The organism is Actinospica acidithermotolerans (assembly GCF_018139625.1).
GTDB lineage: Bacteria > Actinomycetota > Actinomycetes > Streptomycetales > Catenulisporaceae > Actinospica > Actinospica acidithermotolerans.
In genome coordinates this window covers 1-19,111 of record NZ_JAGSOH010000123.1, presented here as the reverse complement: position 1 = coordinate 19,111, position 19,111 = coordinate 1, and the positions used below count along the sequence as shown (strand labels likewise).

Annotated in this window: 23 protein-coding genes; 4 read left to right on the top strand and 19 right to left on the bottom strand. The window is 72.0% G+C overall.

Going from position 1 to position 19,111, the window contains the following annotated elements; all coding sequences use genetic code 11:
• Positions 1 to 1,021: homogentisate 1,2-dioxygenase (gene hmgA, locus KDK95_RS28530; RefSeq protein ID WP_212521414.1), on the top strand; the 1,021-nt coding region annotated here is incomplete at its 5' end.
• A gap of 6 nt (positions 1,022 to 1,027) precedes the next feature.
• Positions 1,028 to 1,747 carry a GntR family transcriptional regulator gene (locus KDK95_RS28525; protein WP_212521413.1) on the top strand — a complete coding sequence of 240 codons (720 nt, stop codon included), beginning with the start codon at positions 1,028 to 1,030 and terminating at the stop codon, positions 1,745 to 1,747.
• Positions 1,748 to 2,119: 372 nt separating this feature from the next.
• Here KDK95_RS28525 and KDK95_RS28520 read toward each other — a convergent pair whose 3' ends face one another.
• Entirely contained in the window at positions 2,120 to 2,740 is a 621-nt protein-coding gene (locus KDK95_RS28520) for a TIGR03086 family metal-binding protein (RefSeq protein WP_212521412.1), read from the bottom strand.
• 94 nt (positions 2,741 to 2,834) lie between these two features.
• On the opposite strand from KDK95_RS28520, the gene KDK95_RS37500 reads away from it, so the two are divergent.
• The gene (locus KDK95_RS37500) at positions 2,835 to 3,293 is read left to right on the top strand and encodes a MarR family winged helix-turn-helix transcriptional regulator (protein ID WP_372463400.1); all 459 of its coding nucleotides are present in this window, start codon (positions 2,835 to 2,837) and stop codon (positions 3,291 to 3,293) included.
• A gap of 53 nt (positions 3,294 to 3,346) precedes the next feature.
• On the opposite strand, the gene KDK95_RS28510 is transcribed toward KDK95_RS37500, so the two are convergent.
• The 3 genes from KDK95_RS28510 to KDK95_RS28500 all read right to left on the bottom strand — a co-directional run bounded on the left by KDK95_RS28510 (position 3,347) and on the right by KDK95_RS28500 (position 6,964).
• On the bottom strand, positions 3,347 to 3,844 hold the full coding sequence (locus tag KDK95_RS28510) for a pyridoxamine 5'-phosphate oxidase family protein (RefSeq protein ID WP_212521410.1): 498 nt from the start codon (positions 3,842 to 3,844) through the stop codon (positions 3,347 to 3,349).
• 153 nt (positions 3,845 to 3,997) lie between these two features.
• Positions 3,998 to 5,863, bottom strand: a complete 1,866-nt coding sequence (locus KDK95_RS28505; protein WP_212521409.1) for a glycoside hydrolase family 15 protein — start codon at positions 5,861 to 5,863, stop codon at positions 3,998 to 4,000.
• A gap of 216 nt (positions 5,864 to 6,079) precedes the next feature.
• On the bottom strand, positions 6,080 to 6,964 hold the full coding sequence (locus KDK95_RS28500) for an alpha/beta fold hydrolase (protein ID WP_212521408.1): 885 nt from the start codon (positions 6,962 to 6,964) through the stop codon (positions 6,080 to 6,082).
• A 253-nt stretch (positions 6,965 to 7,217) separates the two neighbouring features.
• Here KDK95_RS28500 and KDK95_RS28495 point away from each other — a divergent pair, with 253 nt between their 5' ends.
• Complete coding sequence (locus tag KDK95_RS28495) at positions 7,218 to 8,126, top strand: SAM-dependent methyltransferase (protein WP_212521407.1); 909 nt, start codon at positions 7,218 to 7,220, stop codon at positions 8,124 to 8,126.
• A gap of 19 nt (positions 8,127 to 8,145) precedes the next feature.
• Here the strand turns inward: KDK95_RS28495 and KDK95_RS28490 are convergent, their stop codons facing one another.
• The 15 genes from KDK95_RS28490 to KDK95_RS28420 all read right to left on the bottom strand — a co-directional run.
• Entirely contained in the window at positions 8,146 to 9,915 is a 1,770-nt protein-coding gene (locus tag KDK95_RS28490) for a hypothetical protein (RefSeq protein WP_212521406.1), read from the bottom strand.
• Positions 9,916 to 10,036: 121 nt separating this feature from the next.
• A complete protein-coding gene (locus KDK95_RS28485; protein ID WP_212521405.1) occupies positions 10,037 to 10,690 on the bottom strand; it encodes a class I SAM-dependent methyltransferase in 654 nt (217 codons plus the stop codon).
• Between the two features lie 87 nt (positions 10,691 to 10,777).
• On the bottom strand, positions 10,778 to 11,038 hold the full coding sequence (locus tag KDK95_RS28480) for a gas vesicle protein K (RefSeq protein WP_249162044.1): 261 nt from the start codon (positions 11,036 to 11,038) through the stop codon (positions 10,778 to 10,780).
• An 8-nt stretch (positions 11,039 to 11,046) separates the two neighbouring features.
• A complete protein-coding gene (locus tag KDK95_RS28475; protein ID WP_212521403.1) occupies positions 11,047 to 11,355 on the bottom strand; it encodes a gas vesicle protein in 309 nt (102 codons plus the stop codon).
• Complete coding sequence (locus tag KDK95_RS28470) at positions 11,348 to 12,130, bottom strand: GvpL/GvpF family gas vesicle protein (RefSeq protein WP_212521402.1); 783 nt, start codon at positions 12,128 to 12,130, stop codon at positions 11,348 to 11,350. The genes KDK95_RS28475 and KDK95_RS28470 overlap by 8 nt, the downstream gene beginning before the upstream one ends.
• Positions 12,127 to 12,552 (bottom strand): gas vesicle protein, encoded by a 426-nt coding sequence (locus KDK95_RS28465; protein WP_212521401.1) that lies wholly within the window; start codon positions 12,550 to 12,552, stop codon positions 12,127 to 12,129. Before KDK95_RS28465 ends, KDK95_RS28470 begins: the two co-directional genes overlap by 4 nt.
• A gap of 1 nt (position 12,553) precedes the next feature.
• On the bottom strand, positions 12,554 to 12,832 hold the full coding sequence (gene gvpO / locus KDK95_RS28460) for a gas vesicle protein GvpO (RefSeq protein WP_212521400.1): 279 nt from the start codon (positions 12,830 to 12,832) through the stop codon (positions 12,554 to 12,556).
• Complete coding sequence (locus KDK95_RS28455) at positions 12,832 to 13,086, bottom strand: gas vesicle protein GvpG (RefSeq protein WP_212521399.1); 255 nt, start codon at positions 13,084 to 13,086, stop codon at positions 12,832 to 12,834. Before KDK95_RS28455 ends, gvpO begins: the two co-directional genes overlap by 1 nt.
• Positions 13,087 to 13,121: 35 nt before the next feature.
• Positions 13,122 to 13,919, bottom strand: coding sequence for a GvpL/GvpF family gas vesicle protein (locus tag KDK95_RS28450; protein WP_212521398.1), 798 nt, complete (start codon positions 13,917 to 13,919; stop codon positions 13,122 to 13,124).
• Positions 13,920 to 13,924: 5 nt separating this feature from the next.
• A complete protein-coding gene (gene gvpJ, locus KDK95_RS28445; protein WP_212521397.1) occupies positions 13,925 to 14,338 on the bottom strand; it encodes a gas vesicle protein GvpJ in 414 nt (137 codons plus the stop codon).
• Positions 14,335 to 15,291, bottom strand: coding sequence for an SRPBCC family protein (locus KDK95_RS28440; protein ID WP_212521396.1), 957 nt, complete (start codon positions 15,289 to 15,291; stop codon positions 14,335 to 14,337). The genes gvpJ and KDK95_RS28440 overlap by 4 nt, the downstream gene beginning before the upstream one ends.
• Positions 15,288 to 15,941 carry a hypothetical protein gene (locus tag KDK95_RS28435; RefSeq protein ID WP_212521395.1) on the bottom strand — a complete coding sequence of 218 codons (654 nt, stop codon included), beginning with the start codon at positions 15,939 to 15,941 and terminating at the stop codon, positions 15,288 to 15,290. Before KDK95_RS28435 ends, KDK95_RS28440 begins: the two co-directional genes overlap by 4 nt.
• 163 nt (positions 15,942 to 16,104) lie before the next feature.
• Positions 16,105 to 16,566 carry an alternative ribosome rescue aminoacyl-tRNA hydrolase ArfB gene (gene arfB, locus KDK95_RS28430; RefSeq protein ID WP_249162043.1) on the bottom strand — a complete coding sequence of 154 codons (462 nt, stop codon included), beginning with the start codon at positions 16,564 to 16,566 and terminating at the stop codon, positions 16,105 to 16,107.
• Positions 16,567 to 16,599: 33 nt separating this feature from the next.
• A complete protein-coding gene (recD2, locus tag KDK95_RS28425; protein WP_212521393.1) occupies positions 16,600 to 18,867 on the bottom strand; it encodes an SF1B family DNA helicase RecD2 in 2,268 nt (755 codons plus the stop codon).
• Positions 18,868 to 18,877: 10 nt separating this feature from the next.
• Positions 18,878 to 19,111: hypothetical protein (locus tag KDK95_RS28420; protein ID WP_212521392.1), on the bottom strand; the 234-nt coding region annotated here is incomplete at its 5' end.

Sequence of the window (19,111 nt, the reverse complement as noted above, 5' to 3'; positions counted from 1 at the left end):
CTACACCATCGGCGGCAACGGCGACACCCTCGCCCACGCGGGCATCGGCATCCACAACTACCACGCCAACACCTCCATGCACCGCCGCTACTTCGTCGACGCCGACGGCGAACTGCTCATCGTCCCGCAGACCGGCCGCCTGCACATCCACACGGAACTCGGCCGCCTGCACATCGCGCCCGGCCACATCGCCGTCATCCCCCGCGGCATTCGCTTCCGCGTCGACCTGCCCGACGGCACCGCGTCCGGCTACATCTGCGAGAACTATGGCGCCGCCTTCACCCTCCCCGAACGCGGCCCCATCGGCGCCAACGGCCTGGCCAACGAACGCGACTTCCAAGCCCCCGTCGCCGCCTACGAGGACCTGGGAGGCGAGCCGGGCGGCAGCGAGAGCGCCGAACCCCTGCGCGTCGTCCAGAAATTCGGCGGCAACCTCTGGTCCGCCGACTACGACCACTCCCCCCTCGACGTCGTCGCCTGGCACGGCGACTACACCCCGTACCGCTACGACCTTGCCGACTTCATGACCATCGGCACCATCAGCTACGACCACCCCGACCCGTCCATCTTCACGGTGCTGACTTCGCCCACCGACACCCCCGGCCTCGCCAACGCCGACTTCGTCATCTTCCCGCCCCGCTGGCTCGTCGGCGAGCACACCTTCCGGCCCCCGTGGTTCCACCGGAACATCATGAGCGAGTACATGGGCCTGATCCACGGCGCCTACGACGCCAAGGCCGAAGGCTTCACCCCCGGCGGAGCCAGCCTGCACAACAGCTTCACGTCCCACGGCCCCGACGCCGAGACCTACGCCAAGGCCTCCACCGTCGCCCTGGCTCCGCAGAAGGTCGACGACACCCTCGCCTTCATGTTCGAAACCCGCTGGCCCGTGGTCACCACCCGGCATGCGCTCGAGGCAGGCCACCGCCAGCCCGACTACGACAGCGTCTGGAACGGCCTGAGCCGCAACTACCGCCGCCCCGACACGGTTGCCGGAGCGCCGTCCACCGAAGGCCACTGACGCCGGATGACAGACTCCCGCCTGCCACTCTGGTACCAGGTCACCGAATCCCTCAGGGCCCGAATACTGGGCCGCGCCCCCGAGGACGACCTCCGCCTGCCCACCGAAGCGCGGCTCGCCACCGAATACGGCGTAGCCGTCAGCACCGTCCGCCAAGCGCTGGCCGCACTCGAAGCCGACGGCCTCATCACCCGCCGCCGACGCCACGGCACCTTCATCGTCCCCGCGACGTCCCACGCCCCGCTCCACGTCCTCGGCACCGTCGACACGATCCTCGCCCAACAGGCCGGCGACGACGTCCGCCTCCTCCGGCGCGCGGAAGTCCCCGCCCCCGCGGTACTGGCTCACCACTTCCCCGAAGTGAAAACCCTCATAGAGTTCCAGCGCCTGCGACTGAACGACGGCACCCCGCTCAGCCACGCTGAGAATTACCTCCGCCCCGAACACGCCGCCAAGATCGCCGACGCCGACCTCCGCACCGCCCCCATGACCAAGCTGCTGCGCGACCAGGCCGCCCTGGACCTGGCTCGCATCGACAACACCGTCGAAGCCTGTCCCGCCCCACCCCACATCGCCGACCTGCTCCAGATCCCCCTCGCCACCCCCGTCCTGCGCTCCACGAACGTCACCTACGACACCCACGGCCACGTCGTCGACGCCGCCCTCATCCACTACCGCGCGGACCGGTTCCAGTACACGGTGAGCTTGGACCTGACGGGAAGTTAGTCACCCTCGCCTGGAGCTTGCGTTGGATGCTCTGCCCTGCGCCTCAGTCGCCGCCACCATCGCCTCCCCCCTCGCCACCATCCTCGCCAGAGCCACCGCCACTGTCCTCGCCGCCGTTGCCATTGCTGCCTGCACACGACGAAGTGCCGCACGTACGGTGCGTACTGTTATGGTCCGAAATCGTAGAAACGACGGTGAAAATAATGAAAGCGAATATGGCGGCCACCGGAATTAGCACTACCGCGCACCCTATGGAGATTCTCGCGCAGCCCAGACCGGTGCGGGCTCCTGGCTTGGACTCGTCGCTCGACATGAGGTCCCCGGCTTCGCCTAGGCGCCAATACGTACCTTGATGATACGCCGCACAGTCTCTCACCAAACAACCCCTTGTCCTTTCGGCCACCGCGGTGAACGGCCCAGCGCGCAGAGGACGGTGTCGAGCGGCGATGCTCCGTCCGCGAGCTCGACGGCCGGGCCGAAGGAGGCGTTCGGGCGCTCGCGGTAGGGGCCGCCGGGCACGGCCCGGGCGATGCGGACGGCGAGGGCGGCGAAGTCGGCGGGAATGTCATAAGCGGCGTCGATGGAGCGGGCCACGTCCCAGCCGTGGACGAGGGCGTCGATGAAGTGAAAGCTCACGGCCTGGGTGCCGGGAAAGCTGTCCGCACTCGGAATCTCGGGAAGGACGAACGCGCGCTCGAGGGCGCCGGGCTGGTCGAACGCCTTCAGGGCCTCGTTCGCCGCCGCCGCGTAGGCGTCCGCGAAGTCGGGGGCCAGGCGCCGCGGCGTCCAGTCGAAGTCCTTGCCGTCGCCTGCGGCCGCCGCGGCGAAGCCGCGGTGCTGGACGGTCATGTGCGCCAGAAGGTCGGACAGGTCCCACTCGGCGCACGGCGTCGGGCGCCGGAGGTCGTCCGGGCGCACGCGCGCGACGAGATCGATGCAGCTGAGCGTTGCTCGCCGGTTGAGGTCGATGAGGTCATCCTTATTCGTATGCATACGCCTATCATCTACAACTGCATATGATCCGTCAACGGGTATCGTCAACGTCGTGACCACGCCGCAACGACCGCCACGCCGCGACCTCGCCGCGATGATCGTCCCGCTCGGACGCGCGCTCACCGCCGCGGAGGCGCCGACGCTCGCCGCGCACGGCCTGACGATGTGGGGGTACGTCGTCCTGCTGCGGCTGCAGACGATGCCGGTGCGCACGCAGGCGGCGCTCGCCGCGGAGATCGGCGCGGACAAGACGCGGATCATCGCGGTCCTCGACCAGCTCCAGCGGGACGGGCTGATCACCCGCGAAGCCGACCCCGCCGACCGGCGGGGCAACCTGCTCGCACTCACGGCCGAGGGCCGACGGCGCTGCGACAGCGCCCAGGCGGCGATTCAGGCGAACGAGCAGCGGGTGCTCGCCGGACTCGGAATGCCGGCGGCGGACGTCGAGGGGTTTCTGCGGGTGCTTCATGTACTGAGCCGGGCGGAGCCGGACAGCTTCCTGCCGGACAACTCCTCGCCGGAGGGCGACCTGCCGACGTCCGACCTGCCGTAGGGTGCGGCGGCCGGCGCGCCGGACTACTGCCGCGCTCAGCCGCCCTGCCGCGCTCAGCCGGCCTGACGCTCCTGCTGGCGCTTGACCAGTTCCTCGACCGCGCTGGGCAGCGTGGTCTCGAAGTCGATCAGCTTGGCCCACGTCGGCGTCACCACGATCCGGACCATGCCGTCGTACAGCGCCCGCACACCGGCTTCCCACTCCACGCGCTGTTCGGGCGTCATGGTGGTACCGCCGTTCATGGACAGGAACTCGTCCGGGATGCCGTCGACGACATCGAGTTCGGCCCGGCCGCGGATGAGCAGGATCTTGGGCGGGTGTTCCTCGGTGTCGACCGTCAGCGCGACGGCCGGGTTGCGGCGCAGCGCGATCAGCTTCGCCGCGTTCTTCGCCGTGCACATAACGAGCGTGGCACCGTTCCAGGTGAAGCCCATCGGGATGTTGCGGGGCGTGCCGTCCTTCGCGACGTAGGCCAGGCGGATGATGCCGCGGTCCAGCAGTTCCCGGCTGAGCGGCCGATTCAGTACCTCGTTCAGCGCAGTCGAATCCACGGCATCCACGCTACCGCCGCAGACGCGAGGAGACGGGATGCCGAGCCCTGGCCGCTTTTCTTCGGGTTTTCAGCAGGCCCGCGCGCCGCGGCTGGCTCCCGTTTCACGTAGCTTTGGGCATGTTATTTTCGTCACCGGTGTGCGGATGACGGGTCACCAGGCTCGGCCGTGCGGGGTGGTGCCGCGTTGGCCGCGCTGCTTGAGCTGGCCGCCGAGGGTGGTGGCGGCGAAGATCAGCGACAGGTGGGTGAAGGCCTGCGGGAAGTTGCCGAGCTGCTCCCCGGTCGGGCCGATCTCCTCGCCGAACAGGCCGACGTGGTTGGCGTACGTGAGCATCTTGTCGAAGGTGTAGCGCGCCTGGTCCAGCCGGCCGGCGCGGGCCAGGGCGTCGACGTAGAGGAACGTGCAGAGGCTGAAGGTGCCCTCGTTGCCGCGCAGGCCGTCCGGGGAGGCCTCGGGGTCGTAGCGGTGCACCAGCGAGTCGGTGACCAGGTCCGCCTCGATCGCCTCGAGGGTGGAGAGCCACAGCGGGTCGCGCGGCGAGATGAAGCCGACGATGGGCATGAACAGCAGGGAGGCGTCGAGCACGTCGCCGTTGTAGTGCTGCACGAAGGCCTGGCGGGACTCGGACCAGCCGCGGTCCATCACCTGGCGCAGGATCTCGTCGCGGGCCGCGGTCCACTTGGCCAGATCCGCCGGGCGCGCGTAGGTGTGCGCGAGGCGGATGCCGCGGTCCAGGGCGACCCAGCACATCAGCCTGCTGAAGGTGAAGTCCTTGCGGCCGCCGCGGGTCTCCCAGATGCCCTCGTCCGGGCGGTCCCAGTTGCCGCTGAGCCAGTCGATCACCTCGGCGAGGGTCTGCCAGCCCTGGTAGCCGGAGACCTCGGCGAGCTCGCGGGACTGGGTCAGCGCCCAGATGGCCTCGCCGTACACGTCGAGCTGGAGCTGGTCGGCGGCCGCGTTGCCGATGCGCACCGGGGCCGACTTCTCGTAGCCCTCCAGGTGGTCGAGCTCCTCCTCGACGAGCAGCGGCTCGCCGTCCACCCGGTACATGATCTGCAGCGGCTCGCGGCCGGTGTGCTTGCGCTCGCGCAGCCGGTCGGTGAGCCAGCGGCGGAAAGCGTCCGCCTCCTCGACGAAGCCGAGCTCGGCCATCGCGCGGGAGGCGAGCGCGCCGTCGCGCACCCAGCAGTAGCGGTAGTCCCAGTTGCGCTCACCGCCGAACTGCTCGGGCAGGCCGAAGGTGGCCGAGGCCACCGGCGCCCCGGTCGGCGCGTACGTCAGCAGCTTGAGGGTGATCGCGGAGCGGTGCACCATCGTCTGCCAGCGGCCCTGGAACGCGGAGCCGCGCAGCCAGCCGTGCCAGAACTTCGTGGTGCGCTCGTGCTCCTGCTCGGCCTGCTCGAGGCCGAGCGGCTCGGGGATCCGGCCCGGCAGCGTGGTGTCCATGACGACCGCGGCCGTCTCCCCCACGCCGAGGGTGACCGAGCCGACCACGTCCTCGCCCTCGCGGCGGAACGGGAAGGTGGACTGCAGGTGCAGGTCGAGGTCGGGGCCGCGGAAGACGGCGCTGCGGTCGCCGCGCAGGACGAGCTCGTGCGGGGCGCGGGCGTAGTCGAAGCGGGGACGGCATTCGAGCTCGAACCGCACGCTGCCGCGCACGACCCGCAGGATCCTGATGACGCGGCGGTTCGCGCTCGCCTTCTCCGGGTCGGCCAACGGCATGAAGTCGACGACCTCTCCGACGCCGTGGTGCGACAGGAAGCGGGTGACCAGGATGGCCGTCTCCGGCAGGTAGAGCTGGCGGACGGTGGAGGCGCCGAATTCGAGCTCGGAGTCGTCGGCGGCCAGCCGGAAGTAGCCGCCCTTGTCGTGGTCGACCAGCGAGGCGAACACCGAGGGCGAGTCGAAGCGGGGTGCGCAGAAGAAGTCCAGCACGCCGTCGGAGGAGACCAGCGCGCAGCTCTGCAGATCGCCGATCATCCCGTGCTCACCGATCGGTGGGTAGACGCGTCGCATGACGGTTCCCTCGACTCTTCCCGTTCGTCGTCAACTGTCCCCTGAACCCTACGTGATCCGAAGGACCACATCCGCCACACGCGGTGCGCACCAGGTTCGGCGATGCGGCGGCGCGCGTCCCCGCGACGCACCGGCCGGGGCGGCCCGATCCGCCCGGTCGGCCCAGCAGGCCGGGCGACCTGCTGGGAGGGGGCGCGGATCGCCGGCGCGGTGACGCTAGCGGGCTGCGGCGGGGTACTCGACCTCATGGCAGCCCGGCACGCCGTGCAGGTCCTGCGCGCGGAAGAAGCGCTGCAGCAGACCGGCGAGCTCGTCCGGGCAGCGCAGGTGCACCGGGTGGTCGCTGTCGCGCAGCCGGACGAACGCGGATCCCGGGCAGCACTGGGCGAAGGCGCGGCAGTCGCGCGCGGTGGTGAACGAGTCGTGCTCGCCGACGCCGAACAGCAGCGGAGCCTGCGGCGGCGCGGACAGGTCGAGCCGGCCGGGGGCGAGCAGCCGCAGCGTGTTCTGCTCATACTGCGCGGCCTCCAGCGGCCCGAGGGCGTGGAAGAGCGCGTAGATGATCCGCTCCACGGTGCCGCGCCGGGCCAGGGTGATGTCCGGGTCCTGATTGAGCATGGCGTCGACCACCTCGGCCGCGAAGCGCTCCCGCATGCCCTCGCGCAGCAGCCCGATGGTCCAGGTCAGCCGCGGCCGCATGGCGTGCGGGATGCGGCCGAGGGCGCCGAACAGCGCGATCCGGCGCACCAGGCCGGGATGGCGTAGGCCGAGCTGGTAGGCGATGGCGCTGCCGTAGGAGCCCCCGAACACGTCCACCGCGCCGACCGAGGCCGTGCGCAGCAGGGCGGCCAGGCAGTCGGCGAGGAAGCCCATGCCGAACTGCGCGGGCAGCAGGCCCGCTCCGCCCCAGCCGGGCAGGTCCACGGTGACGACGGTGCTCTCGCGGGCGAGCCGGGCCTCGAGCCGTCCCCATCCCTCCTTGCGTTGCATCGCGCCGCCGACCAGCAGGACCGGGGGCATCGTGGGCGCCGGATGCACCAGAACCCGGCCCTGGCTCCGGTAGCCGCGATGTACGGCCTCGTACAGACGCTCGACCGTCAAAACAACCTCCTCATCTCAATAGCTTTGGAGACGAGAACGCGTGCCGTCGGCGCGGGACACGGGGGCCGGGCCGCGCGTGCTCCCGGGAACGGCGGTTTCACCGGGACGGTCGCGTGCCGCTAGGCCATCAGAAGGTGGCGTGCGTCATGGCGAAAGCCGGGACAGGCGCCCTTCACGTGCAATATCATGCGTCCGGGAGCAGTTGAGCGGGTGTGTGCCTCCGGCGGCGGGGCGAACGGTGGGAGGCGAGACGATGGCGTCGAGCGCGCGGCCAGCGCCCGGTGGACGAACGGGGCAGCGCCGGCAGGCCGTCCTGGACAGCGAGGCGGCCTGGGACCTCGTGCTCGGCGGCCCGGCCCCGGACGCGCCGGAGCTCGATCCGGACGTGCCGCATCCGATCCGCATGTGGGACTACATGATCGGCGGCAAGGACAACTACGAGTCCGACCGCGAGGCCGTGCGGCACCTGCTGGGCGTGTGGCCGGACGTCATGCTGATCGCCCGCGCCGCCGAGGCCTTCGCGCACCGCGCCAGCGGCTGGATAGCGCGCGAGCACGGGCTGCGGCAGTTCCTGCAGATGGGCACGTCGATCCCCATCATGAACAGCTTCGACGGGATCGTGCGCGGCGAGGTGCCGGACGCGCGGTTCGTGTACGTGACCGACGATCCGATCACCGCCGCGCACGCCCGGGCGGTGCTGGCCGCGCGGGCGCCGTCGAACCTGCTGCACGTGCTGCGCGGCCAGTTCCGCGACCCAGGGCCGATCCTGGCGCACCCGTGGATGCGCGAGCATCTGGACTTCGGCGAGCCGATGGGCGTGCTGCTGCTCGGGATGCTGGATTACACCCGGGACGACGCGCGGCTGCGCCAGGCCATGGAGGAGATCATGGCGGCGCTCGCTCCCGGCAGCCTGGTCCTGGTGCTGCACTACCTCGAGTTCCCGGAGCCGCGGGTCGGGGAGATCGTGCAGTCGCTGCTGGGCGAGAACAAGTCGGAGTTCACGCCGCGGTCGGCGGCCGCGATCGACGAGGTGCTGGCGGGCTTCGAGTTCGCTCCGCCGGGCCTGCTGCGGATCACCTCGTGGATGCCGGACGGCAAGGGCCCCGGGCCTGAGCTGGAGGAACGCTGCCACATCGTCGGCGGCGTGCTCGTGAAGAAGTAGCCAGACCCCTCGGCGGTGCTCAGCAGCCGGGAGAGGTCTCACCCGACTGCGCGTGGCCGCCCGCGCTCACCGTGAAGTGGAAGTCGGTCCCGCAGTACGCGCTGTTCGCGATCGGCACCGAGTACTGATAAGCGGTCTTGCCGGACAGCACCCACTCCTCCGATTCCGCCGCGACCTGCTTCGAACCCGAGGCACCGTAGTACGAGCCGGTCACCGTCACCTGTCCGGTGCCGCCCGTATCGACGGTGACGAGCGCGACGATCTGCGGCACGGTGCTGCTGCCGCCGAGCAGCGTCACATGCACGGAGCTGACGGAGGCGGCGTCGGGCGCGGACGAGTGCACCGTGGACGGCGCGGCGCTCGGCGTCGGGGAGGCATCAGCGGTCTTGCTCGGGCCGGCCGTGGGGCTCTGGTTCGTCAGCCCGCCCGCGGCGGTGCCGCCGCCGGAGGCCGGGGTGGTCTTGCCGGCCGTGCGGCTCGCCGTGCCCGAGGCGGTCGCGTGGGTGGGTGAGCTCGTGAGCGCGTCGACGGCGAGCCAGCACAGCACGCCGATCGCGCCGAGTATGACGCCGGTCTGGATCAGCAGCCTGCGCTGGTGCCGCCGCAAGCCGAGGCTGCTCGGGACGAGGCTGTCCGGCTCGTCGTCATCCTCGTCGCCGACGAAGCCGAGCGGGCCGACGGGCGGAGCGGAGTGCAGGCGGCTCGGCGCGGGCGCGGGCCCCGGGAAGTGCCCGGGCGCCAGCGTGCGGCCCTGCGGAGGGCCGCCGAAGCCCGGGCCAGGGACCAGCGGGCTGCGCGGAAGCGGGCCGGCCGGCTGCGGGTAGCCGGTGTGCGGCGGGGGCGCGGGCGCGTGGCCGGCGTCGTCGAAGTCGTAGGCCGGACGGCGGTGGCGCGCGGAGCCGGGCGCCGCCTCCAGCGCCGCGGGCCGCCCGGCCTCGCTCGGCTGCTCCTGCCTGCCCTGCACGGGTATGGAGGGCGGCGCGGCGACCGGAGGCGCGTCGTATGCGGGCTCGACCGGCTGAGGCGGCGCGGACGCCGCGGGTACGGGCTCGCCCGGCGCCGTCGGCTGAACCGGCAGGAACGGTGGCGCGGCGGGCGAAGCCGGGGGCGGCGGCGCGGACGCCGCGGGTACGGGCTCGCCCGGCGCCGTCGGCTGAACCGGCAGCAACGATGGCGCGCCTGACGGAGCCGGGGGCGGCGGCGCGGACGCCGCGGGTACGGGCTCGCCCGGCGCCGTCGGCTGAACCGGCAGCAACGATGGCGCGCCTGACGGAGCCGGGGGCGGCGGCAGTTCGGCGGCGTCGCCGAACACCTGCGCCGGGGGCTTCGGCTTCGGGCCGGCGGCCGGGAACGGCGGGACGGCCGTCGGGCCCCAGCGCTTCTCCTGCTCGACCCGGCGGGCGTGCGCCGCGGCGGCGGCCTCCTCGGCCGCGCGCGGCTCGATCTGGTCCAGCAGCCGGGCGCCGGCCGAGGCGAGCGTGGCCAGATCCGCCGTCAGATGCGCCTGGTGGTTGAGCGTCCAGTCGAGGTCCGGGTCGCGCAGCACCGGGCGCCACCACTCGAGGACGAACCCGCTCTGCGTGGCGAGGCCGTCGACCTGGCCGGCCCACCACACGTCGGTGCCCACGCTCTGCTGCTCGAGCCGGGTGAGCACCGCCTTGACCTCTTCGAGCCGGGTCAGCGCCGCGTCGGCGTCCTCGACGGTGCGCGGCAGCGGCCAGCTCAGCGAGAGCAGGGCCTCGGTCAGCTCCTGCTCGGGCGGCACGGCGGCGCCGGTCTCGGGTTCCACGCGACTCTTCCTACCCGGCCCAAGGGCACAGTACGTCAACTTCCGATAACGTTATGGATCGACGAGCAGACACTACCGCACCGCTGCCTGCACCGAGTCGCACCTTTCGCATAACTCGTATTCAGTACGAACGCTCTTGCGGCGGATTCCGGCGCGCGAACAGCAATCCGCCGGGGTACCGCGTATCGAGACCGACGAGCATGTGCGCGGTGACCGTGAACCCGGCCCCATCGAGCCAGGCCGCCATCCGCTCGGCCGGGCGCCGGTGCACGTACACGTTCATCGGGTGGCCGCCGTAGCCCTCCTTCTTCAGCCGCGAGCCGTCCCCCAGGTGGAAGCCGACCAGCACCGGCGCGTCGGGACGCAGCACCCGGTGGAACTCGGCGAGCACGCCGGGGACCGCGTCGTCCGGAATGTGGATGAGCGACCAGAAGGCGAGCAGCCCGGCGACGGATTCGTCGGCCAGTCCGAGCGCGGTCATCGAGCCGACGGCGAATTCGGCTTCCGGATGCTCGCGGCGTGCGAGGCCGGCCATCGCGGGCGAGAGGTCGAGGCCGAAGGCGTTCAACCCGAAAGAGTGAAGGTGCGCGGTGATGTGTCCTGGCCCGCAGCCCACGTCCGCGACCGGGCCGCCCGGGGGCACGGTGTCGGCGAACAGCTTCAGTGCCGCCTGCAGGAACGGTGCTCCGCCGAGAGCGTCACGCGTCTGCGCCGCGTAGCTTTCGGCGACGGTGTCGTACGAGGTGCGGGTCTCCCCCAGCCAGTCGGCGTCCATGGCCCAGGACGGTAGCTGGCAGGTGCGACAGTTCCGGTTCCGCCGCTCGGGGCCGGGCCATGCCTTCGGAACCGTCGCCGGGACGGCCTACTCGGCGAGGAGCGGTCCGAGGGGGCCGAGGTCGATGTTGAGGTCCTCGGGGGTCAGGCCGAAGTGCTCCTGCAGCTCGGCCATCTTCTGCTCGAGGGCCATCAGGGTCGAGCCGAGCTGCTCGACCTGCTCGTCGGAGAGGTCGCCGACGTCGAGGCGGCGCAAGGCTTGCCGCTCCATGAGCTGCCGCAGCAGTTCGACGAGGGCGAGCACGAGCGCCACGAGGCTGCGCTCGACGCTCTCGGGGTCGAGGTCCATGCGCTGGGTCACGTCGGCGGAACCTCCGTGTCGGGCGCATCGGCGAGGTCGGTCAGGGCGCTGACGGAGGCGACGACGGCGCTGAGGGAGACGCGCACCAGCTCGACGTCGGCGATGCACAGACTCAGATCGCCGCGCAGCACGACGCCGCCGGCGAGTACCCGGTCGAGCAGGTCTACGAGGGCGAGCCGGCGCTCGGGGCGCTCCGGGTAGCGCCCGGCGGCTCCGACCGGCAGGACGGCGTCGCGAGAATCGGGCCGTGAGCCGGGTGAGCCGGGCCGTGGCGCGGATCGTGCTTCATAGGGTGAATCAGACATCGCTCAGTCCCGGGACGTAGGCGAACGAGTACGGCGGCCACGGGCCGGTGAGCTGGACCCGCAGATCCCTCGCACCGGAGTCCGCGTTGACGGCGTCGTTGAACTCCGCGAAACGCTTGTTCTCCACCAGGTAGGCACCGTTGAGCAACAGTGTGCCCCCGCCTTCGCGGGCCACGGCGCCGCCGAGGCCGTGTAGGCGTTCCGCCACCGAATGTGCCGCGAGGCGGGCGCGTAGCCGGTCCACGTACTCGGTGGCCGCACGCACTCTCCGCTCGCGCTCGGTGCGGGCGGCGCGGCGCCGCAGCAGGTACGAGGTGCCCGGGCTGGATAGGGTCTCGTCGGATTCGGGCGCCTGTTCATCGGCCTGCCCGGGCTTGGCGCCGTAGACCTTCACGCCCCACTCCGTGCGCCCGTCGAGCCGTCCCAACGCCGACTCGAAGACCGAGGCACGGTCTCGGAGCAGTTCGCGCACTGACGTGTCGTCGGTGAAGAGCGTGACCAGCCGCACGGGAATCGTGGCGCCGCGGGTCACGGCGGCGCGGACGACCGCGTCGTGTGCACGGGCCACGCCTGCGAGCCAATCCAGGCTCTCCAGGTTGCGGCGTACCGCCGGTTCTCCGAACTCGCTCGTCGGCACATCCCCGGCGTACGCGACGAGACCAGCCTCCCGGATCGCTCGCAGCGGCTCGCCGGCGACCCCGCGCACCTCGTCGTCCGGCGGATCACGGGTGACGGCGTAGAGCCAGATGCACGTGGCATCGGGGGCATCGGTCATCGCCGCTTCTCCTGTCGTTCCGGCTCCTCGTCTTCGTCGAACTCGTCGAACTCGTCCAGGTCGTCCTTGGCGCCGGATTCGAGCTCGCGCCTGTCGTCCGCCTCCAGCGCCGCGATCCGCCGGCGGAGCCTGCGGTTCTCGGCCTCCAGTTCGCGCCCGCGGTCGCGGTCGTGCTCGTCCTCGCGGCCCTTGAGCCACGGGTCGCGCTCCCACCAGTCGATGCCGACCTCGCGCGCCGTCTCCAGCGAGGCGACGACCAGCCGCAGCTTCACGGTCAGTAGTTCGATGTCGAGCAGGTTGACCCGGATGTCTCCGGCGATGACCAGCCCCTTGTCCAGCACGCGCTCGAGGATGTCGCCGAGGTTCGCCGGCGCGCCCGACGAGCCCGACGCATAGTCGGGAAGCCCTCCGCTGACGCTCATCTCACGACCGCCCGGACTCGTCGCCGGTGTGCCCGCGCAGGTAGCGCCTGGCCCGGCGGTAGCTCAGCAGGTCGCCGTCCAGGCTGATCTCGGTCTCGTACAGCGCGAGGACGTCGCCCGACGACGGCACGCGGCGCTCCTCCACGACCTCGACGCCGACCTTCCAGCCGGTGTCCGTCGGCTCCAGCGAGGCCACGCCGACGGTCTGCTTCCCCGTCAGCTCGCCGATGGACTTGAGCGCGGCCGCCGCGCCGTCCCTGGCCGAGATGTCCGCGGCCATCACTGCTCATCCCCGGCACGCTCGGGGGGCTCGGCGGGTTTGGCGGGTGTGATCCGGGAAGCGGTGATCGCGCGCATCGCCTCGCGCCGCTGCTCCTCCGTCATGTCCTGCTCGTCGAGCGCCTCCAGCTGGCGGCGGACGGACTGGGCAGAGTACGCCTCCTGCTCCGCCTGACGCTGGATGACGCGGGCGAGGGCGACCACGCCGCGTACGGGCTGCAAGGGCAGTCCGACGGTCCACGACAGCAGTCCCATGGTCTCGGCTCCTTCCGGTGGCGGTCCTCGTCTGCTCAGCCCGAGCCCTCGGCCGGCAGCACGAAGTCGTACGCGGCCATCGGCCCGAGCAGCCGCAGATCGATCCGCCCGTCCTGCTGCTCGGCGAACCGCTCCGCGGCCTCGCGCAGCTCGTCCTGGCGGGAGAGCTCGACCAGGCACGCGACGTTGGCCGCATCCCATTCGTTCGTCGCCTCGCCCGCGACGACCGGGAATCCGAGCTCGTCGAGCGCGCTGGCCAGCACCCGGGTGTCGGCCTCCCGCTTGGCCTGCACGGCCCGGCCGATCAGCTCGCCGAGGGCGATCCGCGCGTCGCGGGTGACCTCCTCGGGCTTGCCGTGGATCTCGCCGCGCAGCTGGCCGATGCGCGGGTCCTCGTCCATCAGCTCTCGAATCATGGCGTCCCCGTCGTACCGGCCGCGCAGCACGAACTGCGCCCGGCCCTCCAGATCGCGCAGGATCCCGGCGAAGGACTCGGCGTTCGGCTCGAGGAACTCGTTCGCGACGGCGTCGAGGTCGGTGACGACCGCGCCGAAGCGCAGCGGCAGCACCGGGACCTCGGCCGCGGCCGAGTCCAGGACGCGGGCGTGCGCGGTCAGGTCTTCGGGCGTGCCCAGCGCGACGCCGGACGGGATCTCGCCGACCAGCGCGGCGATCTCGCCGCTGCGGACGAGCTTCACCGGGCTGGGCGGCTCGCCGACGCCGGTCGCCTCCGGGTTCTCCTCCACGTCGGCGGGAACCACTCCGTAGACGTACACGACGGCGTCGCGCGGCTTGCCGCCGGCTCGCGCGGCCCCGGTCTCGCTGTGCGCCACCGCACTCACCTCCTGCTCCGTCGCCGCGAGCGCGGCTCTTCCTCTTCTTCGACGTCCTCTTCCTCGTCTCCGCCGCCGACCAGCTCGCCGAGCTTGTCCTCGGCGGCCTGCAGCGCGCCCTTCGTCTTGGACTTCGCGCCGCTCTCCTCCATGCCCTCGACGAGGTCGGGCAGGCCCTGGCTGCGGCTCTCCTCGAGGTTCAGGCGGTTGGCCGCCTCGGCGAAGCGCAGGTAGGTGTCGACGCTGGCGACCACGATCCGGGCGTCCACGGTCAGCAGTTCGATGCCGACCAGCGAGACCCGCACGAACGCGTCGATCACCAGGCCCTTGTCGAGGATCGTGTCGATGACGTCGGCGAGGCCGCTGGCACTGGGACGGTCCATGGCGCCGCCGGCGCCGCCTCCGGCTTGCATGGTCATGACCGGCTCCTCGATGCCGCCGCCTTGCGCCGGCCGCGCTGCCGGGGCATCTCCGGCTCGGGCTCTTCCTCGGGCTCCTCGGGCTCCTCGGGCTCCTCGTATTCGTCTTCCTCGGCGTCCTCGGCGTCCTCGTCCAGCTCTTCGTCCTCGGCCTCGGGCTCGGTGTCCTCGTCCAGATCCTCGGACTCGGCCGCCTCGTCCTCGCCTTCCTGGTCCTCCGCCTGGTCGTCCTCCCGCTCCTCGGGCGGGATGACCTCCCCGTCGTGGATCTCGCCGCGCCAGCCCTCGAGCTCGTCGACGTGCAGCACGGTGTTGACCATCACGTGCCGCTGGAAGTGCTTGAGCTCCAGCCGCGCGCGGCGTCCCTGCGCCCGCCAGATGTTGCCGACGTGCTCGAACAGGCCCTTGGGATGGTATTCGAGCACAAGCACGATCCGGGTCAGCGAGGGGCCGATCTCGTGGAAGCTGACCGCGCCGTCCACGTAGCCCTTGGCTCCGGAGGACTCCCAGACGATGCGCTCGTCCGGGGTCTGCTCGACGATGGTGGACTCCCAGTTCCGGTGGGACCAGAAGATCTGCGCCTGCCAGGTCAGCTTGTCGTCCTCGTCCTGTTCGACGTGCTCGACCTTCTTCATGAACGAGGGGAATTCGGTGAACTGCGTCCACTGGTCGTAGGCGACGTCCACCGGCACTCCGACGTCGGCCGTCTCGACGATCGTGGTCAGCTTGATCTTCTGGCTCTTGCCGCCCTTGCCCTTGCCCTTGCCCCCGCCGCCGATGCCGACGGCGTCCATCAGGCCCTGCACTCCCCCGCCGCCGTCACCGCTGGCGAAGGACGTCAGCCCCTCGGTCACATCGCCGATCTTGTCGCCGGCCTTGGACAGCGCCTGCTTTCCCAGGGCCCCGCCGAGGCGCTTGGTGGCCTCGAAGAGCGGGCTGCTGGTGGTACTCATCGTTTCCTCCCGGAGGACGCCGTCGACTGGCGGCGGCGCGGGGCCGGCTTGTCGTCGGCGTCGCTGCGCCGCCGCGGCGCGGCCCGCCGCGTGGTGCCGCCCGAGCCGGCGCGGCCGCTCTTCGCGGTGCTCTTCGCGGTGCTGCCCGAGGTGCTGCCCGAGGTGCTGCGGGAGCGGGTGGCCCGGCGCACCGCCGGACGCTTCGGCTCTTCCTCTTCCTCGTCCTCTACTTCGTCGGGCTCGTCGGGCTCCTCGGACTCGTCGTCCTCGGGCTCCTCGTCCCGGGCGCGGGAGTCCTTCTCGTCCTCGTCCTCGTCGTCGCGCCTGCGCCGACGGCGCCCGGTTAGCTCGTCCGTGTTCGGGAGGGCGTTGGAGAGCCTGTCGGTCAACGCGTCGACCTGGCCGGTCGCGGCGGTGGCCGCCGCGTCCTTGAGCGCGGAGAACAACTCCCCGCGCACCGAGTCGACGATCTTGCCGACCTCGGAGGAGCCGAGCTCCTTGAGTTTCTGCTCGACCGCCTCGCTCGGGCGCACGCCCAGCTTGCCGGTGGCGCCGATCGTCGCGAGGGTGATCGCCAGCCGCATCTTGCGGGTGCGTCCCAGCAGGTAACCGGCGGCGAGGCCGGCCGCTAGGCCTGTTCCGATCTTCATGGTCACGTCCTTGTCCGCTGCGCGGTGGATCCGCGCTTCTGCTCGCAAGGCCGCCCGGTTGCCGCTCATTCGGGGCTTAAACACCTGGATCTATGTTCGTTAATTTCAGCCGTGAATCCGGCACCAGCGCCGGATCTGGGACGACCTGGTCCGCAGGGCCGGCCTAGTCCCAGGAGCCGCGCAGCTTCTTCAGCTTGGCCCGCCGCGCCTTGTCGTCGAGGCGCCGGGCGACGGCGCCCTTGGACGGCTTGGTGGGGCGGCGCTTGGGCGGCGGCGGGGCGAGCGCCTCGTCGAGCAGTGCGGCGAGCCGGTCGCGGGCCGCCTTGCGGTTGCGCAGCTGGGAGCGGAACTCCGAGGCGGCGACGGTGAGCACGCCGTCGGCCAGACGGGGTGCCAGGCGCTCGAGGACGCGGCCGCGCTGTTGCGGGGTCAGACCGGCGCAGCGGCGCAGGTCCACGGACAGCTCGATCCGGCTGTCGGTCGTGTTCACGCCCTGGCCGCCGGGCCCGGAGGAGCGGGAGAAGCGCCACGCGAGATCGCGGGCGGGGATGGACACGCCGCGCCCGACGCCGAGCGGTCCGTTGACCTCGTCGGCGCCTGAGGGCAGGTCAGGGCGCTCGTCCATGATTGACATCATGCCGGATGCGGCCCGGCGGCGTCAGATGGTTTTCCCGTCGAGGGCGCTCGAGAGGCGGTGCGCGAGCAGCGTGGCGCGCGCGGGGCCCTGCTGCTCGAGCGCGTGCTTGAGGGCGCGGGGCTGGCCGACCAGGACGACGGTCTGCCGGGCGCGGGTGGCCAGCGTGTAGAACAGACGGCGCGTCAGCAGCTTGGGCGCGTCCATCGTGAGCGGGGCGACGACGTGCGCGAACTCGCTGCCCTGGGCCTTGTGCACGGTCAGCGCGTAGCTGTGCGCGAGGTCGTCGAGATCGTCGAGGTCGTAGCGCACTGATTCGCCCTCCTCGGTCTCGACGGTCAGCCCGGCCTCCTTGAGGTCGAGGTCGACGACGGTGCCGAGCGTGCCGTTGAAGATGCCGTGGGCGCCGCGCGCGTAGTCGTTCCTGGTGGCGATGACCCGGTCGCCGACCCGGAAGACGCGCGGGCCGTGCCAGTACTCCGGCTCGTTCTCGGCGCGCGGGTTGAGCCGCTCCTGGAGCATCCGGGAGAGCTGGTCGGCGCCGGCCGCGCCGCGCCGCGAGGGCGAGAGGACCTGGACCTGCGCCGGGTCCACGCCCTGCTTCCTGGGCAGCCGCTCGGTGGCGATCTCGGCGACGAGCTCCGCGATGCGCTCGGGGTCGTCGAGCTCGGCGAACCAGAAGTCCGAGCGCTTGAGCTGCGGGAGCCTGCCGCCGCGGATCAGGTGCGCGTTGGAGGTGATGGTGGACTGCTCGGCCTGCCGGAAGACCTTCGTCAGCGTCGTGCGGGCCACGCCGGGGACCGCGAGCAGGTCGGCGAGCACGGCGCCGGGCCCCACCGAGGGCAGCTGGTCGACGTCGCCGACGAGCAGCAGGTGCGTGCCCGGCGGGATGCGGGCGGCGAGCCGGGAGGCGAGGTAGACGTCCAGCATCGAGGCCTCGTCGACGACGATCAGGTGCACCATCGTGCTGCGGGCGGCGGTGAACAGCGCGCCGCCCTCGTCCTGCGCCGGGGCGGGCGAGTCGTCGCCGGGGTGCGGGTCGGCGGCGAGCCGGTGCACGGTCATGGCCTCGGCCCCGGTGAGCTCGGCCAGCCGGCGCGCGGCCTTCCCGGTGGGCGCGGCGAGGGTGACGCTGCCGCCGCCCGCGCGCACCACCCGCACCAGCTCGCGGACGGTGTGCGACTTGCCGCAGCCGGGTCCGCCGGTGAGCACCGAGAGGGTGTGCGTCAGGGCCATGCGCACCGCGTCCCGCTGCCCGTCGGCCAGATCGGCGCCGAACGCGCCCTCCTCGACGAGGCGCCGCACCCCGCGCGGCAGGTCGGAGGGTGCGGCGGCGAGCGCGGCGAGGTCCTTGGCGAGGCGGCGCTCGGCGCGGTTGGCCGCGCGCACGGCCGCGACCTGCTCGCCGGTCACCGGGTGCGCTTCGAGCACGATCGGGGAGGCCTTGCCGGTGCCGAGCCGCTCCAGCGCGGCGCGCAGCAGCTCGGCAGGCTGCTCGGCCAGCTGCGCGGCCTCGCCGACGATCTGCGCGGCCGGCAGGTGGCAGTGCCCGGAGCGCGGGCCCTCGCTGGCGCACACCTCCCAGACCGCGGCCTCGAGCCGCTCCTCGCCGTCGGCGGGCTGGCCGGCGGCGAGCGCGATCCGGTCCGCGGTGCCGAAGTCGAGCCCGTCCACCTCGCCGACGAGGCGGTACGGGTAGCGGGTGAGGGTCTCCAGCGCGCCCGAGCCGTAGTCCCGGTGCAGCCGCTCGGCCAGCAGCGGGCTGATGCCGTAGCCGCGCAGCGCCGCCATCAGCTCCCTGATCTCCGCCTGGGCGTGCCAGGAGTCGACGATCCAGCGGCTGCGCCGGCGCCCGATGCCGTAGACCTCGGCCAGCCGCTCCGGCTCGCGCTCGATCACCTCGAGGGTCTGCTCGCCGAAGCGGTCGGTCAGCGCCTGGGCGAGCAGCGGGCCGATCCCGCGGACCAGGCCGGAGGCGAGGTAGCGGCGGATGGCGCGCACCGACTCCGGGCGCAGCCGCTCGCACCGCGCCACGGCCAGGCGCGGGCCGTGCCGCCTGGTCTCCTCCCAGTGCCCGGTCAGCCGCAGCGTCTCGCCCGGGCGCACCCCGGCCAGCTCCACCCCGGCCGCGGCGAAGCCCGCGCTGGCCGGCTCGGCCCCGCGCACCGGGACCGAGCGCAGCACCGTGAACCCGTCGTCCCGGATGAAGTGGATGTACTCCACGACGCACGCGAGCTCCGCGGTCACCTCGGTGCGCTCGGCTGCGGTCGCGGGGGCGGAGTCTGGGGCCATGCACCGCACACTACTGCCGGCCACTGACAGCGTTTCCGCGGAAATTCACTCTTTCGGGCGACATCGTCGGCAGGTTCCGGATTCGCGCGTCAGCGTTCGGGCGAAATCCGGTCTCCCAGCGTGAAGCCGTAGTCCTCAGCACGTGGCTCCCCCACACGCCCAACCCGCCACCGGAGAAGACGAAGCCGCACCCGAGCAACCCCGCCTGCCCGGCCAGCGAGCGCTCCAGCGCGGCGATGACAGG

What these genes read in the sequence shown, in the direction of transcription:
- gvpO (WP_212521400.1), bottom strand. Translation starts at nt 12,832, where the DNA reads ATGGCCGCGGACATCTCGGCCAGGGACGGCGCGGCGGCCGCGCTCAAG.
- KDK95_RS28495 (WP_212521407.1), top strand. Translation starts at nt 7,218, where the DNA reads ATGGCGTCGAGCGCGCGGCCAGCGCCCGGTGGACGAACGGGGCAGCGC.
- KDK95_RS28435 (WP_212521395.1), bottom strand. Translation starts at nt 15,941, where the DNA reads ATGAAGATCGGAACAGGCCTAGCGGCCGGCCTCGCCGCCGGTTACCTG.
- arfB (WP_249162043.1), bottom strand. Translation starts at nt 16,566, where the DNA reads ATGGACGAGCGCCCTGACCTGCCCTCAGGCGCCGACGAGGTCAACGGA.
- KDK95_RS28520 (WP_212521412.1), bottom strand. Translation starts at nt 2,740, where the DNA reads ATGCATACGAATAAGGATGACCTCATCGACCTCAACCGGCGAGCAACG.
- KDK95_RS28475 (WP_212521403.1), bottom strand. Translation starts at nt 11,355, where the DNA reads ATGTCTGATTCACCCTATGAAGCACGATCCGCGCCACGGCCCGGCTCA.
- KDK95_RS28525 (WP_212521413.1), top strand. Translation starts at nt 1,028, where the DNA reads ATGACAGACTCCCGCCTGCCACTCTGGTACCAGGTCACCGAATCCCTC.
- KDK95_RS28485 (WP_212521405.1), bottom strand. Translation starts at nt 10,690, where the DNA reads ATGGACGCCGACTGGCTGGGGGAGACCCGCACCTCGTACGACACCGTC.
- recD2 (WP_212521393.1), bottom strand. Translation starts at nt 18,867, where the DNA reads ATGGCCCCAGACTCCGCCCCCGCGACCGCAGCCGAGCGCACCGAGGTG.
- KDK95_RS37500 (WP_372463400.1), top strand. Translation starts at nt 2,835, where the DNA reads ATGATCGTCCCGCTCGGACGCGCGCTCACCGCCGCGGAGGCGCCGACG.
- KDK95_RS28465 (WP_212521401.1), bottom strand. Translation starts at nt 12,552, where the DNA reads ATGAGCGTCAGCGGAGGGCTTCCCGACTATGCGTCGGGCTCGTCGGGC.
- KDK95_RS28455 (WP_212521399.1), bottom strand. Translation starts at nt 13,086, where the DNA reads ATGGGACTGCTGTCGTGGACCGTCGGACTGCCCTTGCAGCCCGTACGC.
- KDK95_RS28480 (WP_249162044.1), bottom strand. Translation starts at nt 11,038, where the DNA reads ATGGACCTCGACCCCGAGAGCGTCGAGCGCAGCCTCGTGGCGCTCGTG.
- KDK95_RS28470 (WP_212521402.1), bottom strand. Translation starts at nt 12,130, where the DNA reads ATGACCGATGCCCCCGATGCCACGTGCATCTGGCTCTACGCCGTCACC.
- gvpJ (WP_212521397.1), bottom strand. Translation starts at nt 14,338, where the DNA reads ATGACCATGCAAGCCGGAGGCGGCGCCGGCGGCGCCATGGACCGTCCC.
- KDK95_RS28505 (WP_212521409.1), bottom strand. Translation starts at nt 5,863, where the DNA reads ATGCGACGCGTCTACCCACCGATCGGTGAGCACGGGATGATCGGCGAT.
- KDK95_RS28440 (WP_212521396.1), bottom strand. Translation starts at nt 15,291, where the DNA reads ATGAGTACCACCAGCAGCCCGCTCTTCGAGGCCACCAAGCGCCTCGGC.